General features: G+C 66.5%; 13 protein-coding genes and 1 tRNA gene. All 14 read right to left on the bottom strand.

Annotated elements, in window-relative coordinates; translation table 11 throughout:
- A partial coding sequence (locus tag BLQ43_RS14505; protein ID WP_143006294.1) for a GTP-binding protein occupies positions 1-92 on the bottom strand: 92 nt, incomplete at its 3' end.
- Positions 93-149: 57 nt separating this feature from the next.
- Positions 150-2,228 (bottom strand): elongation factor G, encoded by a 2,079-nt coding sequence (gene fusA, locus BLQ43_RS13960; RefSeq protein ID WP_090022545.1) that lies wholly within the window; start codon positions 2,226-2,228, stop codon positions 150-152.
- Positions 2,229-2,254: 26 nt separating this feature from the next.
- Positions 2,255-2,725 (bottom strand): 30S ribosomal protein S7, encoded by a 471-nt coding sequence (rpsG, locus tag BLQ43_RS13955; protein WP_090022542.1) that lies wholly within the window; start codon positions 2,723-2,725, stop codon positions 2,255-2,257.
- Between the two features lie 12 nt (positions 2,726-2,737).
- Entirely contained in the window at positions 2,738-3,109 is a 372-nt protein-coding gene (gene rpsL / locus BLQ43_RS13950; RefSeq protein ID WP_090022539.1) for a 30S ribosomal protein S12, read from the bottom strand.
- Positions 3,110-3,661: 552 nt separating this feature from the next.
- Positions 3,662-7,837, bottom strand: a complete 4,176-nt coding sequence (gene rpoC / locus BLQ43_RS13945; RefSeq protein ID WP_090022536.1) for a DNA-directed RNA polymerase subunit beta' — start codon at positions 7,835-7,837, stop codon at positions 3,662-3,664.
- Positions 7,838-7,943: 106 nt separating this feature from the next.
- A complete protein-coding gene (rpoB, locus tag BLQ43_RS13940; RefSeq protein ID WP_090022530.1) occupies positions 7,944-12,116 on the bottom strand; it encodes a DNA-directed RNA polymerase subunit beta in 4,173 nt (1,390 codons plus the stop codon).
- A gap of 394 nt (positions 12,117-12,510) precedes the next feature.
- On the bottom strand, positions 12,511-12,888 hold the full coding sequence (gene rplL, locus BLQ43_RS13935) for a 50S ribosomal protein L7/L12 (RefSeq protein WP_090022527.1): 378 nt from the start codon (positions 12,886-12,888) through the stop codon (positions 12,511-12,513).
- Between the two features lie 66 nt (positions 12,889-12,954).
- Positions 12,955-13,494: a 50S ribosomal protein L10 gene (gene rplJ, locus BLQ43_RS13930; RefSeq protein ID WP_090022521.1), complete on the bottom strand. Its 540-nt coding sequence runs from the start codon at positions 13,492-13,494 to the stop codon at positions 12,955-12,957.
- A 321-nt stretch (positions 13,495-13,815) separates the two neighbouring features.
- Positions 13,816-14,520 (bottom strand): 50S ribosomal protein L1, encoded by a 705-nt coding sequence (gene rplA / locus BLQ43_RS13925; RefSeq protein ID WP_090022518.1) that lies wholly within the window; start codon positions 14,518-14,520, stop codon positions 13,816-13,818.
- Between the two features lie 4 nt (positions 14,521-14,524).
- On the bottom strand, positions 14,525-14,956 hold the full coding sequence (gene rplK / locus BLQ43_RS13920; protein ID WP_090022515.1) for a 50S ribosomal protein L11: 432 nt from the start codon (positions 14,954-14,956) through the stop codon (positions 14,525-14,527).
- 185 nt (positions 14,957-15,141) lie between these two features.
- Positions 15,142-15,702, bottom strand: a complete 561-nt coding sequence (nusG, locus tag BLQ43_RS13915; protein ID WP_090022512.1) for a transcription termination/antitermination protein NusG — start codon at positions 15,700-15,702, stop codon at positions 15,142-15,144.
- A gap of 4 nt (positions 15,703-15,706) precedes the next feature.
- Positions 15,707-15,907 (bottom strand): preprotein translocase subunit SecE, encoded by a 201-nt coding sequence (secE, locus tag BLQ43_RS13910; RefSeq protein WP_090022502.1) that lies wholly within the window; start codon positions 15,905-15,907, stop codon positions 15,707-15,709.
- A gap of 120 nt (positions 15,908-16,027) precedes the next feature.
- A tRNA-Trp gene (locus BLQ43_RS13905) sits at positions 16,028-16,103 on the bottom strand.
- A 64-nt stretch (positions 16,104-16,167) separates the two neighbouring features.
- Positions 16,168-16,264, bottom strand: a 97-nt coding sequence (locus BLQ43_RS13900; protein ID WP_342670372.1) for an EF-Tu C-terminal domain-related protein, incomplete at its 5' end; no start/stop codon positions are given.

The following is a 16,264-nucleotide window of genomic DNA, read 5'->3' as shown; positions in this document are numbered from 1 at the left end:
GCCGCCGTCAACGTCGTCTTCCCATGGTCAACGTGACCAATCGTCCCAATGTTGACGTGCGGCTTGTCCCTCTCAAACTGCGACTTCGCCATGGCTACGGTGTCTCCGTTCCCCGTCGTGTTGTCGCTCTTGCCCGCGCGCCCGCGGTCCTAGGCCATCTTGGCGACCACCTCGTCAGCGACGGCCTGCGGCACGCGATCATAGTGGCTGAAGAACATCGAGAACTGCGCGCGCCCCTGGCTGATCGACCGCAAGGTCTTCACGTAGCCGAACATGTTCGCCAGCGGCGCGTACGCCGTGAGAACGCGGGCGCCGCCGCGCTCCTCCATGCCCTCGACGTTGCCGCGCCGGGAGTTCATGTCGCCGATGATGTCTCCCATGTACTCCTCCGGCGTGACGATCTCCACCTGCATCATCGGCTCCAGCAGCACCGGCTTCGCCTTCGGGATGCCCTCACGGAACGCCTGCCGCGTGGCGATCTCGAAGGCCATGATGCTGGAATCCACGTCGTGGCTCAGGCCGTCGACCAGCGTCGCCTTGAAGTCGATCAGCGGGAAGCCGGCCAACACACCGGCCTCCTTGCTCTCGCGCAGGCCGCGCTCGACGCCCGGGACGTAGTCCTTGGGCACCGCACCGCCGACGACGGCGTTCTCGAACTGGAAGCCCTCGCCCGTCTCGAGCGGTTCGAAGACGATCTTGACGCGCGCGAACTGACCCGCACCGCCGGTCTGCTTCTTGTGCGTGTAGTCGACCTCGGCGCGCTGCGTGATCGCCTCGCGATAGGCAACCTGCGGGGCACCGATGTTCGCGTCGACCTTGAACTCGCGCTTGAGGCGATCAATCAGCACCTCGAGGTGCAGTTCGCCCATGCCCTTGATGACGGTCTGGCCGCTCTCTTCGTCGATGTTGACCTGGAAGGACGGATCTTCCTGGGCCAGCCGGGCCAGCGCCGTGGCCATCTTTTCCTGGTCGGCCTTCGACTTTGGCTCGACCGCGACCTCGATCACCGGATCCGGGAACTCCATGCGCTCCAGGACGACCGGAGCCTTCTGGTCGCAGAGCGTCTCACCCGTGGTCGTGTCCTTCAGCCCGGCGATGGCCACGATGTCACCCGAGAGCGCATGTTCAACCTCCTCGCGGTGGTTGGCGTGCATGAGGAGCATGCGCCCGACGCGCTCCCGCTTGTGTTTCAGCGGGTTGTAGACTTGCGTCCCCTTGATCAGCTGGCCGGAATAAACGCGCACGAAGGTGAGCGTTCCGACATACGGGTCAGCCATGATCTTGAAGGCCAGCGCCGACATGGGCTGATCGTCACCCGGCTCGCGCGTGACCTCTTCCTCGGTGTCCGGCACCACGCCGCGGATGGCCGGGACGTCCGACGGCGACGGGAGGTAGTCGACCACGGCGTCCAGCAGCGGCTGCACGCCCTTGTTCTTGAAGGCGCTGCCGAGCATCACCGGCACGAATGAGAGGTTACAGGTACCCGTGCGGATGCAGCGCTTGAGCGTCTCCTCGTCCGGCTCCTGGCCCTCGAGGTAGGCCTCCATGACCTCCTCGTCCTGCTCCACGGCCAGCTCGACGAGGGCGTCGCGCGCGCTCTGGGCCTCTTCCTTCAGTTCGTCCGGGATCTCGAGGTAGTCGAACTTGGCGCCCAGGGTCTCGTCACGCCAGATGATCGCCTGCATCGAAACCAGGTCGACCACGCCCTTGAACTCGCTCTCCGAGCCAATCGGGAGCTGCATGACCAGCGGCGTCGCGTTCAGCCGGTCGCGCATCATCTGGACGCAGCGACCGAAGTTGGCGCCCATGCGGTCCATCTTGTTGACGAACGCAATACGCGGAACGCTGTACCGGTCGGCTTGGCGCCAGACCGTCTCGGACTGCGGCTCGACACCGCCCACGCTGTCGAACACCGCGATCGCGCCGTCCAGCACGCGCAGTGCGCGCTCGACCTCGATGGTGAAGTCGACGTGGCCCGGCGTGTCGATGATGTTCACACGGTGGTCCCGCCAGAACGCCGTCGTGGCGGCGGAGGTGATCGTGATCCCCCGCTCCTGCTCCTGGGACATGAAGTCCATGACGGCCGCACCCTCATGGACCTCGCCGATCTTGTGGGATCGGCCCGTGTAGTAAAGAATCCGCTCGGTCGTCGTGGTCTTGCCGGCGTCGATGTGCGCGGCAATACCGATGTTGCGATATCGCTGGAGCGGGGTCTGGCGGGCGGTCATGCCGTCGCTCTCCTGGGCTCGGTGCCTTACCAGCGGTAGTGCGAGAACGCCCGGTTGGCCTCGGCCATCCGGTGGGTGTCTTCACGCTTCTTCACGGCGGAGCCGCGGCTGTTCGACGCATCGAGCAGCTCGTTGGCCAGCCGGTCGATCATCGTGTACTCGGACCGATTGCGCGAGGCGGCGATCAGCCAGCGAATGGCTAGCGCCTGCGCGCGCCCCGGGCGCACCTCGACCGGCACCTGATAGGTGGCGCCACCGACGCGCCGGGACCGGACCTCGATATCCGGCTTCACGTTGTCCAGCGCGTTGTGGAACACCGTCAGCGGCTCCTGGCCCGTGCGCGCCTGGACGCGCTCAAAAGCCTTGTAGAGAAGCCGCTCACCCACGGCCTTTTTGCCGTCGACCATGAGGTTGTTGATAAACTTCGTGACGACGGCGTCGCCGAACAGCGGATCCGGCAGGATTTCACGCTTTTCGGCACTGTGACGGCGAGACATCCGGGAGCCCCCTTACTTCGGCCGCTTGGCGCCGTACTTTGAGCGGCGCTGCTTGCGGTTCTTCACGCCCTGGCAGTCCAGCGCGCCGCGCACGACGTGATAGCGCACCCCGGGCAGGTCCTTCACGCGGCCCCCGCGGTTCAGCACCACGGAGTGCTCCTGCAGGTTGTGCCCCTCGCCCGGGATGTAGCTCGTCACCTCGATCCCGTTCGTCAGCCGCACGCGCGCGACCTTGCGCAGCGCGGAGTTCGGCTTTTTCGGCGTGGTGGTGTAGACGCGCGTGCACACGCCGCGCCGCTGCGGACACGCATTCAGCGCGGGCGCCTGCTTCTTCGACGTGCGGGATTCCCGGCCGCCCCGGATCAGCTGGTTGATCGTCGGCATGTGTCCTCAGCTTCCTTCGTTATCAGCGAAGCAAACACCCGCCCAAGGGGCGCTCCGCGAGCGACCCTGCCGGGTGACGCCCTGATCTGCCGTCTGAAAGCAGCCTCGACTGCGTGCCGTTGCCGGCTGGGACCGCGTCTAGGCTGTCGGCGTTGCCGACGGCCTACCACCAGCCCCCGAGAAGTTGGCGAACCATAGTGAGGCGTTTACCCGGCGTCAACCGGGTTGTCCCGCCGTGTTCGGCGGGTGGCGCGCCCTTGGTTGCCGTGCTGCGCGGCCGGCCAACGCGTGCCGGCCGGCGCCGATGTCGCGATGCATACGGTTTCGGCGGTCGCAACGCAAGAGAAGCTTCACGCCCGCCCAATTTTTGAACCGCTTTCCTGGGTGCGCGGCCCAAACGGAGCCCGTCGGGGACCCCGACGTCCACGATCAATGGGAATCCGGTTTGCCGGTGCAACGCGAATCAGCACCCGTTCAAGGGAGCATAAAAAAGGGATGGATGCGCGCGGCATCCATCCCCGGATAAACGTCCTGTTGGGCGGTGTGCGCGAATCACTCCGCCGCGGACTGGCTTTCCTCCGGCGCCGATTCCGCGGTGAGCGCCTGCTTGGCCTCCCGCTCGGCGACCAGCTTGCGGTCGCGATCCGCCGCGAGCCTGCGGTACTGGTTCATCTGGGCGCCCGTCCCGGCCGGGATCAGGCGGCCGACGATGACGTTTTCCTTCAGGCCCTGGAGGTGGTCCGCCTTGCCCTGCACGGCCGCGTCCGTGAGCACACGGGTCGTCTCCTGGAAGGAGGCGGCCGAGATGAACGAACGCGTCTGCAGGCTGGCCTTGGTGATGCCCTGGAGCACCGGCTTGGCTTCGGCCGGCCGCTGGGACTCCTCGTGCATCTTTTGGTTCATTTGCAGGAAGTCCTCGCGGTCGACGTGCTCCCCGATGAGGTAGGTGCTGTCGCCGGGGTCGGTGACCTCGACCTTCTGCAGCATCTGGCGGATGATCACCTCGATGTGCTTGTCGGAGATCTTCACGCCCTGCAGGCGGTAAACGCTCTGGATCTCCTCCACGAGGTACTTCGCCAGCGCCTCGACGCCCAGGATGTCGAGGATGTCGTGCGGCACCGGACTGCCGTCCATCAGCTTGTCGCCGCGCCGCACCCAGTCGCCCTCGCGCACCAGGATCTGCTGGCCCTTCGGGATGAGGTACTCGCGACGCGATTCGCTCTCGTCCTCCGGCACGACGAACAGGCGGCGCTTGGTCTTGTAGTCCTTGCCGAACTCCACGCGGCCCTCGATTTCCGAGAGGATCGCGTAGTCCTTGGGCTTGCGCGCCTCGAAGAGCTCGGCAACACGCGGCAGACCACCCGTGATGTCGCGCGTCTTGGTCGACTCGCGCGGCACACGGGCCAAGACGTCGCCGGCCTGAATGCGCTCGCCGTCCTCGACGCTCAGGATGGCGTCGACGCTCATGTAGTAGTAGGCGTCGCTGCCATCGGCCAGCTTGACGACCTCACCGTCGTCGTCCCGCAGCACGATGCGCGGGCGCAGATCCGCACCCTTGGCCTGCTGCTTCCAGTCCGTCACGACACGGTTCGTGATGCCCGTCGTCTCGTCCGTCACCGCGTGCATCGAAGTGCCTTCGATGAGGTCCTCGTACTTCGCGATGCCGGCCTTCTCCGTGATGATCGGCTGGGTGTGCGGGTCCCACTCGGCCAGGCGGTCACCGCGCTGGACCGTGCCGCCGTCGTCCACCAGGAGCTTGGCGCCGTAGGGGATCTTGTGGGTCGCCCGCTCGCGGCCTGTCTGATCCACAACGCCCAACTCGAGGTTGCGACTCATCACGATCAGCTGGCCGTCGGAGTTCTGGACCACGTTGCGGTTGCGGATCGTGACCGTGCCCTCGGTGGAGGACTCCACGCTCGACTGCTCGCCGCCGCCCTGAGCGGCGCCGCCGATGTGGAAGGTGCGCATCGTCAGCTGCGTGCCCGGCTCGCCGATGGACTGGGCAGCCATGACGCCGACCGCCTCGCCCACGTTGACCGGCGTGCCGCGGGCCAGATCGCGGCCGTAGCACTTGGCGCAGATGCCGCCCCGGTGCTCGCACATCAGCACGGAGCGGATCTGCACGGCGTCGATGCCCGCGTCCTCGATGCGCTCGACGGCCTTCTCGTCGATCTCGGCGTTGGCCTCGACCAGCACCTCGCCGGTCACGGGATCGGTGACGTCCTCCAGCGCCGTGCGGCCGATGATGCGGTCGCCCAGCGGCGCGATCACCTCGCCGCCCTCGGTCACGGGCTCGACCGTGAGGCCGTGCTTCGTGCCGCAGTCCGCGGCGACGATCACACCGTCCTGGGCCACGTCGACCAGACGCCGCGTCAGGTAGCCGGAGTTCGCCGTCTTGAGCGCCGTGTCGGCCAGGCCCTTACGGGCACCGTGCGTGGAGTTGAAGTACTCCAGCACCGTCAGGCCTTCCTTGAAGTTCGAGATGATCGGCGTCTCGATGATCTCGCCCGACGGCTTGGCCATCAGCCCGCGCATGCCGGCCAGCTGCCGGATCTGGGCCGGCGAACCGCGGGCGCCCGAGTGCGCCATCATGTAGACGGAGTTCACCGAGCCCTGCTTCTTCTCCGAGATGACCTTCATCATCTCGTCGGCCACCTGGTCGGTGCAGGTCGACCACACGTCGACGACCTTGTTGTACTTCTCGCCGGAGGTGATCAGGCCGTCCTGGTACTGCTGCTCGAACTCCTTGACGCTCTCTTGCGCCTCGTTGATCAGCTTCGCCTTGGCGTCCGGGATCACCATGTCGTCCTTGCCGAAGGAGATGCCGGCAAGGGTGGACTGCGAGAAGCCCATGGTCATGAGCTTGTCGCAGAAGACGACCGTCTCCTTCTGCCCGCAGTGGCGGTAGACGATGTCGATGACCTCGGTCAGCTCCTTCTTGGTCAACAGGCGGTTGACCAGGGAGAACGGCACCTTGGAGTGCTTGGGCAGGATGCTTGCCAGATAGGCGCGGCCCGGCGTCGTATCGACCAGCTCCGTGACGGGGTTGCCGTCCGCGTCGTAGGTGTGGAACCGCGTCTTCACCTTGGCGTGCAACGCCACGGCGCCCGTCTGATAGGCGTGCTCGATCTCGTTGACGCCGTTGAAGACCATGCCCTCGCCGTGCTCACCCTCGTTCTCCTGGGTGAGGTAGTACATCCCCAGCACGATGTCCTGGCTGGGCTGGATGATGGGCTTGCCGCTCGCCGGCGAGAGGATGTTGTTCGTCGACATCATCAGCACGCGCGACTCAAGCTGGGCCTCCAGCGAGAGCGGCACGTGCACCGCCATCTGGTCGCCGTCGAAGTCCGCGTTGAACGCCGTGCACACCAGCGGGTGCAGCTGGATGGCCTTGCCCTCGATCAGCACGGGCTCGAACGCCTGGATGCCGAGGCGGTGAAGCGTCGGCGCACGGTTGAGCAGCACCGGGTGCTCGCGGATCACCTCTTCCAGAATGTCCCAGACCTCGGGGCGCTCCTTCTCCACCATGCGCTTGCCGGCCTTGATGGTGGAGGCGTAGCCGTACAACTCCAGCTTGTGGTAGATGAAGGGCTTGAACAGCTCCAGCGCCATCTTCTTGGGCAGGCCGCATTGGTGGAGCTTGAGTTCCGGCCCGACCACAATGACCGAGCGGCCGGAGTAGTCCACGCGCTTGCCCAGCAGGTTCTGGCGGAAGCGGCCCTGCTTGCCCTTCAGCATGTCGGACAGCGATTTCAGCGGGCGCTTGTTGGAACCCGTGATGACGCGCCCCCGCCGGCCGTTGTCGAACAGTGCGTCCACGGCCTCCTGCAGCATGCGCTTTTCGTTGCGCACGATGATGTCGGGCGCGCGCAGCTCGATCAGCCGCTTGAGGCGGTTGTTGCGGTTGATGACGCGGCGGTAGAGGTCGTTCAGGTCACTGGTGGCGAAGCGGCCGCCGTCCAACGGCACCAGCGGGCGCAGGTCCGGCGGAATCACCGGCAGCACGTCCATCACCATCCACTCCGGCTTGCAGCCGGAATCGAGGAAGGACTCCACCACCTTCAGCCGCTTGACGAGCTTCTTGCGCTTGGCCTCGGAGGTCGTCTCCTTCAGGTCCGCGCGCAGGTGCGTGCGCTCTTCCTGGAGGTCGAGCGCCTGCAGCATGGCCTTGATCGCCTCCGCGCCGATCATGGCGGTGAAGGCGTCCTCGCCGTACTCGTCCTGCGCCTGCATCAGCTCTTCCTCGCTCATGAGCTGACGCATCTTCAGCGGCGACAGGCCGGGCTCGACCACGACGTAGTTCTCGAAGTAGAGGACCCGCTCCAGGTCCTTCAGCGTCATGTCCAGCAGCAGCCCGACGCGGCTGGGCAGCGACTTGAGAAACCAGATGTGGGCCACCGGCGCCGCCAGCTCGATGTGGCCCATGCGCTCGCGGCGCACCTTGGAGAGCGTGACCTCGGTCCCGCACTTCTCGCAGATGATGCCGCGGTACTTCATGCGCTTGTACTTGCCGCACAAGCACTCGTAGTCCTTCACCGGCCCGAAGATGCGCGCGCAGAAGAGACCGTCGCGCTCGGGCTTGAACGTCCGGTAGTTGATGGTTTCCGGCTTCTTGACTTCGCCGTACGACCAGGACCGGATCCGCTCGGGGCTGGCAATGGAGATCCTCAGCTCATCGAAGCTTTGCGGACCGCTCTGCTGGCCGAAGATGTTCATCAACTCGTTCATCGAGGAACTCCTGATTCAGCGCCGTGGTGCGCGCCAGGCGGCGTGACGCCGCGTGGGAAACCGCGCCGGCCCCGCGGTTCACCGCGAGGCCGGCCAGCTTCCGCCGTTATTCGCTTTCCCGCATTTCGACGTTCAGGCTCAGCGACCGCAGCTCCTTCACGAGCACGTTGAAGGACTCGGGGATGCCGGCCTCGAAGTCCTCGTCGCCGCGAACCATGGCCTCGTAGACCTTGGTGCGGCCGGAGACGTCGTCGGACTTCACGGTGAGCATCTCCTGCAGCGTGTAGGCGGCGCCGTAGGCCTCAAGGGCCCAGACCTCCATCTCGCCGAAGCGCTGCCCGCCGAACTGCGCCTTGCCGCCGAGCGGCTGCTGCGTGACCAAGCTGTAAGGGCCGATCGAGCGGGCGTGGATCTTGTCGTCCACCAGGTGGTGGAGCTTCAGCATGTAGATGTAGCCCACGGTCACCGGGCGATCGAATGCCTCGCCCGTGCGACCGTCGATCAGCGTCACCTGCCCGGAGCGGTCCAGGCCGGCCTCTTCCAGCATGCCCACGATCTCGTCCTCGCGCGCGCCGTCGAAGACCGGCGTGGCGATGGGCACGCCGCCCTTGAGGTTCTGCGCAAGCTCCATGACCTGATCGTCGCCCATCGGGGCGATCTGCTGGGTGTAGACCTCGTCACCATAGACCCGGTGCAGCTTCTCGCGCAGATCGCTCGTGGACTCGCCGCCGCGGTAGACGCGGTTGTACAGGTCGTCGATCTGCTCGCCGAGGCCGGCGCAGGCCCAGCCCAAGTGCGTCTCCAGGATCTGGCCGACGTTCATGCGCGAGGGCACGCCCAGCGGGTTGAGGACCATGTCCACCGGGGTCCCGTCCTCGGTGTGGGGCATGTCCTCCATGGGCACGATCGTCGAGATCACACCCTTGTTGCCGTGGCGGCCGGCCATCTTGTCGCCGGGCTGCATCTTCCGCTTCACCGCCAGGAAGATCTTCACCATCTTCATGACGCCCGGCGGCAGCTCGTCGCCGCGCTGGAGCTTGTCGACCTTGTTCTCGAAGCGCTTCTGCAGGGAGTCGATCGCCTCGTCGAACTGGCGGTTGAGTTCCTCGACCTCCTGCTGGCGCGCGTCGTCCTTGACGGTGATCTGGCGCCACTGCCCCGGCGTGTAGTCGGACAGCAGGTCCTCGGTGACCTCGCTGCCGGCCTTCACGCCCTTGGGGCCGCTGGCGACCTCCTGGCCCAGCAGCAGGTCCTTGAGGCGGCCGTAGAAGCTGCGCTCCAGGATGGCCCGCTCATCGTCGCGGTCCTTGGCCAGGCGCTCGATCTCGGCGCGCTCGATCGCCAGGGCGCGCTCGTCCTTCTCCACGCCGCGGCGGGAGAAGACGCGCACCTCGACGACCGTGCCGCTCACGCCCGGCGGCAGGCGCAGCGAGGTGTCACGCACATCCGAGGCCTTCTCGCCGAAGATCGCGCGGAGCAGCTTCTCCTCCGGCGTCATCGGGCTCTCGCCCTTGGGCGTGACCTTGCCCACGAGGATGTCGCCCGCGTTCACCTCGGCGCCGATGTAGACGATGCCCGCCTCGTCGAGGTTGCGCAGCGCATCCTCACCGACGTTGGGGATGTCGCGGGTGATCTCCTCCTGCCCCAGCTTGGTGTCGCGGGCCATCACCTCGAATTCCTCGATGTGGACCGAGGTGAAGACGTCGTCGCGCACGATGCGCTCGGAGATCAGGATGGAGTCTTCGAAGTTGTAGCCCATCCAGGGCATGAAGGCGCAGAGCACGTTTCGGCCAAGGGCCAGCTCGCCCATGTTCGTGGACGGCCCGTCGGCGATGATGTCGCCGGCCCCGATCTCGTCGCCCACGTGCACCAGCGGCCGCTGCGTCAGCGCGGTGTTCTGGTTCGAGCGCTGGAACTTGCGCAGATTGTAGATGTCGACGGCCTGCTCGCCGGCCGTGATCTGCTCGGTCACGCGGATGACGATGCGCGTGGCGTCCACCTGGTCGACGACGCCGGCGCGCTTGGCCGCAATGGCGTTGCCGCTGTCCTGGGCCACGCGCTCCTCGATGCCCGTGCCCACGAGCGGCGCCTCGCTCTGCACCAGCGGCACGGCCTGGCGCTGCATGTTCGAGCCCATGAGGGCGCGGTTGGAGTCGTCGTTCTCCAGGAACGGAATCAACGCCGCCGCCACCGAGATGATCTGCTTCGGCGAGACGTCAATATAATCGATTTCATGCGGGCGCGCGAGGAGGTACTCACCACCGTAACGGCACGAAATCAGTTCCGATGCCAGGCGGTTGTTTTCGTCCACCTCGGCGTTCGCCTGGGCGATGGTGTACTTCCACTCGTCGACGGCCGAGAGGTAGACGACCTCGTCGGTCACCTGCCCCTCGCGGACCTTGCGGTACGGGCTCTCGATGAAGCCGTACTTGTTGACCCGCGCGAAGGTCGCCAGGGAGTTGATGAGGCCGATGTTCGGCCCCTCCGGCGTCTCGATCGGGCAGATGCGGCCGTAGTGCGTCGGGTGGACGTCGCGCACCTCGAAGCCCGCGCGCTCACGCGTGAGCCCGCCGGGGCCGAGCGCCGAGACGCGGCGCTTGTGGGTGACCTCCGACAGCGGGTTCGTCTGATCCATGAACTGCGAGAGCTGCGAGGAGCCGAAGAACTCGCGCGTCGCCGCCGCGGCCGGCTTGGCGTTGATGAGATCGTTCGGCATCACGGAATCGATCTCAACCGAGCCCATGCGCTCGCGGATCGCGCGCTCCATGCGCACGAGGCCGAGGCGGTACTGGTTTTCCATCAACTCGCCGACGGCGCGAACGCGGCGGTTGCCCAGGTGGTCGATGTCGTCCACCTCGCCGCGGCCGTCCTTGAGCTCCAGCAGCGTCTTGAGGATCTCGAGGATGTCTTCCTTGCGCAGGGTGCGCAGGCTGTCGTCCGTCTCGAAGCCGAGGCGCGCGTTCATCTTCACGCGGCCGACCGAGGACAGGTCGTAGCGGTCCGCGTCGAAGAAGAGGTTGTGGAACATCTGCTCGGCCGCCTCGAGCGTCGGCGGCTCGCCCGGACGCATCACCCGGTAGATGTCGATCAGCGCGTCCTCGCGCGAGGTGTTCTTGTCGATCGAGAGCGTGTTGCGCAGGTACGGCCCGACCTGGACGTTGTCGATCGCCAGCGTCGGCAGCGTGGTGATGCCGGCCTCTTCCAGGCGGTCCAGCAGCCCCTCGGTCAGCTCGTCGCCGGCCTCGACGAAGATCTCGCCGGTTTCCTCGTTGATGAGGTCCTCGGCGACGTAGCGGCCGACGAGCTTTTCGCGCGGCATGATGTAGGCCTGAAGGCCCTCGTTCTGCACCATGCGGCGCGCCACCCGCGGCGTCAGCTTGGTGCCGGCCTCGGCGAGCACCTTGCCGGTATCCGCGTCCACCAGGTCGAAATCTAGCCGCACGCCGCGCATGGCCTGGGGGTCGAACGCGGTGCGCCAGCCCTGCGCGCTCTTCGTGAACTCGACGCGGTCGTAGAAGGTGTTGAGGATCTCCTCCGCGCTCATGCCCTCGGCCTCGTGGGGCTCGAGGTCGCGGCCCTTCTCCTTGCGCTCGGCCCGCAGCTTCTCCGTCTCGGCGTTGTCGAGCGCCATGAGCAGCGTGGTCGCCGGCAGCTTGCGCCGGCGGTCGACGCGCACGTGCAGGATGTCCTTGGCGTCGAACTCGAAGTCCAGCCAGGAGCCGCGATAGGGAATGACGCGCGCGGCGAAGAGGTACTTGCCCGAGGCGTGGGTCTTGCCGCGGTCGTGGTCGAAAAAGACGCCCGGCGAGCGGTGCACCTGGGAGACGATGATGCGCTCGGTGCCGTTGATGATGAACACGCCGTGTTCCGTCATCAACGGCATGTCGCCCATGTAGACGTCCTGCTCCTTGATGTCCCGGATGGACTTGGAGCCCGTGTCCTCGTCGACGTCCCAGACGACCAGCCGCAGCGTGACCTTCAGCGGCGAGGCATAGGTCATGCCGCGCTGAAGGCACTCGGTCATGTCGAACTTGGGCTCTTCCAGCTCGTAGCGGATGAACTGCAGTTCCGCCCGGTCGGAATTGTCACGAATCGGAAAAACGGACTTAAAAACTTCCTGAAGCCCCGTCTCGCGACGCTCGTTGACGGGCACATCCTTTTGCAAGAAGCGATCGTAGGAATCCCGCTGCGTCTCGATCAGGTAGGGCATGGATGCAATTTCGGGAATGCGCCCGAATTGCTTGCGAATGCGCTTCCGACCGGTCACCGACTGCGCCATATCTTGCCCTCGTTGTTTCTCCACACGCCCGCTGCACGGCCCATCGCGCGCGGGCGTCCTCGCCATTGCCGTCCGAGCGGGTTCGCGCCGGTCGCGGGCGCCGCCTCACTCGCGCGGGCTGCTGCCGGATGTGCGGTGCGCCGCTTCACAGGGGTTGCGCCCCTGGGCGCAGGCACTCTATCCAGCCGGGTGTTCGCTGCCTGCCGTCTTCGCGGCCAAACGGGTGCGCGCGCCCTGCGCCCCGTTTCGCTGCGTATCGTGTTCCGTTTCGGCGACCGCCGGTCCGCTGACCGGGGGTTGTCCGATTTGTATCCGCAGAGCAAACAAACCGGCGCGGCGCGCGGCCCCAAAGGCCGCGCGCCGACCGGCTCTCGCTCATCCAAGGATGTCGGTGTTACTTGACCTCGACGGTCCCACCGGCCTCCTCGATCTTCTTCTTCATCTCGTCGGCGTCCTCCTTGGTGGCGCCCTCCTTCAGGGTCGCCGGGAGGTTCTCCACCAGTTCCTTGGCCTCCTTCAGGCCGTAGCCGGTGATGCCGCGAACCTCCTTGATGACGTTGATCTTCTTGTCACCAGCATCCTTGAGGACGACGTCGAACTCGGTCTGCTCCTCCTGCGGCTCCGCGGCTTCGCCGCCGCCACCGCCGCCGGCCACGGCGACGGGCGCGGACGCGGAAACGCCCCAGTGCTCTTCCAGCTTCTTCGACAGCTCGGCGGCCTCGATGACGGAGAGCTGCGAAAGCTCCTCGACGAGTTTGTCCAGATCGGCCATGAGATTCGACTCCAGTCAGGCTTGAACGTTGGTCCTCGGTGAAAAACTGCCTCGGGCAGGCTCGCGTCAGCCGGCCTCTTCGGCCGACCCGCCGCCCTGCTCGTCGGCGTATGCGTTGAGCACACGCGCCAGCCGGCTGCCGGGCTCCTGGAAGAGCGTGGCGATCCGCTGTGCCGGCGCCTGGATGACGCCCACGACCTGCGCGCGCGCCTCCTCCAGCGACGGCATCTTGGCGAGCTGATCGACGCCCTCGGCGTCCAGTTCCTTGCTGCCCAGCGCGCCGCCGACGATCTCCAACCGATTGTTCTTGTTGGCGAACTCGGAAACGACGCGCGCCGCCGCGACCGGGTCGTTCGACCAGGAGATCGCGGTGGGGCCGGCGAAAAGCGGCTGGATGCCCTCGAAGGTCGTGCCTTCCAGGGCGAGCCGCGCGAGGCGGTTTTTCGCGACTTTGTACTGTGCTCCGTTCTCCCGCATCTTGCCCCGGAGATCGTTCACCTCGTGCACGCGCAGCCCGCGGTTGCGGGTGACGACGACGAGGTTGGCGTGCTCCGAGAAGATCTGATGCAGGGACGAGACAAGCTCGCGCTTCTCTGCACGGTCCACGGATGACTCTCCGCTGCCTTGCTTGGGCCGCCCGGAAGCGGCCGATTGCGACGAGGACTCCGGGACGCGGCGCGCCCCGCCAGTCCGGCTCGCCTGTCCCGGAAGCTCAAGCCTGACTCCGGCGGAGCTCGCGCCCCGACGGCGTCGGCGGCTGTTGGCTTCCTGTCTGTGCAGGCCGTGTCACGTTTAAGCCCGCCGGATCGCGGGCACCTGCGGTCTCGGACAGGTCGGACGGCCGGGCATCCCGGTCCGCCGGTTGAGTTGGGAGCCCGTATATTTAACGCCCCCGGGCCCGCCAGTGCAAGGGCGTCGGCACGCCGATTACGAGTCGGCCTGGGCCACGCTGCTGACGTCCAGCTTCACGCCCGGGCCCATGCTCGTGCTCAGCGCGACGGTCTTGATGTACTGCCCCTTCGCGCCGCTGGGACGGTGACGGTTCACCGCGTCGACGAACGCGCGGATGTTCTCGACGAGCGCATCCTCCGAGAAGCTCCGCCGGCCCACGCCGACGTGGAGTGCGCCCGTGCGCGTCACGCGGAACTGGACCTGACCGCCCTTGGCGTCGGTGATGGCGGTCTGCAGGTCGTTCGTCACCGTGCCCAGCTTCGGGTTCGGCATCAGCCCGCGCGGGCCCAGGATCTTACCCAGCCGGCCGACGACGGGCATCATGTCCGGCGTGGCGATGCAGCGCTCGAACTCGATCTGCCCGTTCTTGACCTGATCGGCGAGGTCCTCCGCGCCGACCACGTCCGCGCCGGCGTTCTTGGCCTCTTCGGCCTTCTCACCCTTGGCGAACACGGCCACGCGGATGGTCTTGCCCGTGCCGTGCGGCAGGGTGACGGCGCCGCGAACCTGCTGGTCGGCGTGGCGCGGGTCGACGCCCAGATCCATCGCCACGTCGAAGCCTTCGTCGAAATTGGCGTACGCCCGGGACTTGAGCTCGCGCACGGCCTCCTCGACGGGATAGTAGCGCGTGCGGTCCAGGCCCTTGTAGGCGTCGCGGATCTTCTTGCCGCGCTTCGCCATCGCGTTAGTCCTCCACCACGTCGATGCCGATGGAGCGCGCGGAGCCCTTGATGATGCCCACGGCGGTCTCGACATCGTAGCAATTCAAATCCGGCATCTTCTTCTCGGCGATCTCGCGCACCTGCGAGACCGTCACCTTGCCGACCTTGCGCACGCGGCAATCGGACGAACCGCCCTTAATCCCGGCGGCACGCTTGAGGTAGAAGGTGGCCGGCGGCGTCTTGGTCTCGAAGCGGAAGGACCGGTCCGAGAAGGCCGTGATGAGGACGGGCGTCGGCGTGCCCGGCTCCATGTTCTGCGTGGCCGCGTTGAAGGCCTTGCAGAACTCCATGATGTTCAGCCCGCGCTGACCCAGCGCCGGCCCGACCGGCGGCGAGGGATTGGCCTTCCCCGCCGGGATCTCCAGCTTGATCTGGCCGACGATCTTTTTCGCCATAGTGCAACCCTTTCGTCGCTGCGTTCAAAGGGTCCTTCGGTGCGGCGTATGGCGGCGCCTCCCGAAGGCTCTCGCCGGGCGGACCGGCCGGAACCGCTCCACCCGCGCGCTCCGCCGCAGCGAAGCGCGTGCTCACAACGCCGGCGCCGCGCGGGCAAGAGCCACGCGGCGGCGCCGGCGCGCTGTCAGCCCTGTTTTTCGACCTGGGAGAACTCCAGCTCCACCGGCGTCGAGCGGCCGAAGATGGACACCGCCACCTTCACGCGGGCACGCTCCATGTCGACCTCTTCGACCGTGCCCGTGAACGAGGTGAAGGGGCCGTCCACGACGCGCACCTGTTCGCCCACCTCGAAGGTGACCGAGGGCTTGGGGCTCTCCACGCCCTCGCGCACCTGATTGAGAATGCGCTCGGCCTCGCTGTCGGAGATCGGCGACGGCTTGCCGCGCGCGCCCAGGAAGCCCGTGACCTTCGGCGTGTTCTTCACCAAGTGCCACGTCTGGTCCGTCATCGCCATCCGCGCCAGCACGTAGCCCGGGAAGAACTTGCGCTCCGAACTGACCTTCTGGCCGCGCTTCATCTCCACGACTTCCTCGGTGGGCACGAGAACCTCGTCGAAGAGATTGTCCAGCCCCTGCTGCCGCGCCTGCTCACGGATGGAGTCGGCGACCTTTTTCTCGAAACCGGAATACGCGTGAATAACGTACCACCGGCGCCGATCCGTCGCCTGCTGTGCCTCTTCGGCCACGGCCTCAGCCTCCAACGCCCAGGATGAACGACACACCGAGTGAAATGACCTGATCCACGAGGAACAGGAAGATCGCAGCCAGTGCGGTGAAAGCCAGTACCATGACGGTCGTGATCGCCGTTTCGCGCCGGCTCGGCCACGTCACCTTGCTGGTTTCGTGGCGCACCTCGCGGATGAACTGGCCGGGATTGAACTTCGAGGCCATCGCCCTCACCCGTGGACCGGATCCCGGCGCGGAGGCCGGGACAACGTGGCGCGCTCCGCCGAAGCGGAGCGCGCCGGGTGTGTCGTGAAGCGTGTGCGTGATCGCGTCACATCGAAGCAGTGGCAGGAGTGGAGGGACTCGAACCCCCAACCGCCGGTTTTGGAGACCGGTGCTCTGCCAATTGAGCTACACTCCTTCAGCGCCGTCCCGATACATGCCGTGCACGTCGGCGGCGATCAAGCCCTCACTCGATGATCCCGTCACTCGATGATTTTGGAGACGACGCCGGCGCCGACGGTTTTGCCGCCTTCGCGGATGGCGAAGCGCAGGCCTTCCTCCATGGCGACGGGCGCGATC

It is taken from the genome of Limimonas halophila, assembly GCF_900100655.1.
GTDB classification, from domain to species: Bacteria; Pseudomonadota; Alphaproteobacteria; order Kiloniellales; family Rhodovibrionaceae; genus Limimonas; species Limimonas halophila.
Note: the sequence above shows the minus strand (reverse complement) of the source record. Positions and strands in the feature narration are given on the sequence as shown.